Origin of the sequence: Shewanella surugensis, assembly GCF_023284005.1 — a bacterium.
Lineage (GTDB): Bacteria > Pseudomonadota > Gammaproteobacteria > Enterobacterales > Shewanellaceae > Shewanella > Shewanella surugensis.
The window spans coordinates 1-1,290 of record NZ_JAKIKS010000315.1 but is presented as its reverse complement, the minus strand read 5'-3'; the positions used below and the strand labels follow the sequence as shown (position 1 = coordinate 1,290).

Below are 1,290 nucleotides of genomic sequence, written 5' to 3'. Positions count from 1 at the left end.
TCATCGGGATCAATTAACACTCGGAATGTAGATAGTGCCTTGGGCACGGACTTAAGCCCTTTTAGGGCGTCACCCAAATAAGCCTCCGGCTTTGCCGGAGGTAAGTTAACTCTTATGGTGGCAATAAAACGTCCCTTTGGATAATGTCGATAGCTTAAGCGATCAGGAGAACATAATCAATCATGCAAGTATTACTCTATGATGGGCTCGACCCAGCAAAAATAAAATGAAGATTATCCAATTATGGCAAGTTCTGTAGCCATAATATACAAGGTATTATCAGAAATCCCTGTCTGATTCGCTTCAATCTTAGTGGTATGACTATCCACCGCAGTTTCCACTGCCGAGACTCTAGTTGTGACTTGATTCATCTCTGTGGTTTTCTGTTGAATATCGGCTTCTGTTTGAGTCACTCTTAAGGCTGTTGAACGAACATCATTGGCAATGATACCGACGTCATTAGTGACACTGGTTACGGCATTAGTGACTAAGTTGAGTTTAGTCGTATTCGCCAATAAGCTACTTTGTAGAATCGCCGTTTCTTCAGCCGCGATTTTTACTTTTTGCGCTGCTATATCATTTTTAATGGTAGTCGCTCTGGTGCTACTCGCTCCTAAAGCGACTTTACTGACGGCATACTCATTAAGGAGTAAATCAACAGAGTTTTTACTGGCAATGGTGAGATCGAATTGGGCGCCAATGCTTACGCCAACAGAAACTGCCATTTTCGTACTGGTATAAGCGCCTAATATTGTTGATATATCTGAGCCTAATATCAATGAGTACGAACTTGTGGCGACAAGCTTATAGCCAGTAAACCAATTGAGACTCTTAGAGCTGTTTATTTTTCCTGAAGGGTTATTGATATCATTGCTTGAGCTTGTTGTCGTGGCCATATACTCACCTATTTATTCGTTTTTAGTTCTTTAGTTTTCATCTTTGGAAGAATTTTTTTGTTATCTAGGCTGTTTAAGTATTGTTAGTTTTATAACAATACTAAGTGCTTAGGTAAAAGGTTGCGTTTAGTCCTTTATAGAGCGCGCGAACCCATGCGCTGTCAGGTAATCAACATACCCTGCTAACATTAACATACCCCTGCTAACATTAATATTAACATTAGCTAATATTAATGTGGATGTCTTATTGTTTTGGGGCTATCCGCCCGTTAGTGTGGCTCCTTTGCAAAGTTGGCTATTTGAGCCACACTCATTAAAAATAACCTCATCGGATCCATTATGTCAGACTTCAAAGGCCGACACTTTACTGGCGACATTATTCTCTGGGCTGTAC

The 1,290-nt window shown here is 40.5% G+C and carries 1 protein-coding gene; it reads right to left on the bottom strand.

Annotated features, from left to right (window positions below):
* Nucleotides 1–233: 233 nt before the first annotated feature.
* A complete protein-coding gene (locus L2764_RS27235; protein WP_248943459.1) occupies nt 234–896 on the bottom strand; it encodes a hypothetical protein in 663 nt (220 codons plus the stop codon).
* Nucleotides 897–1,290: the final 394 nt, after the last annotated feature.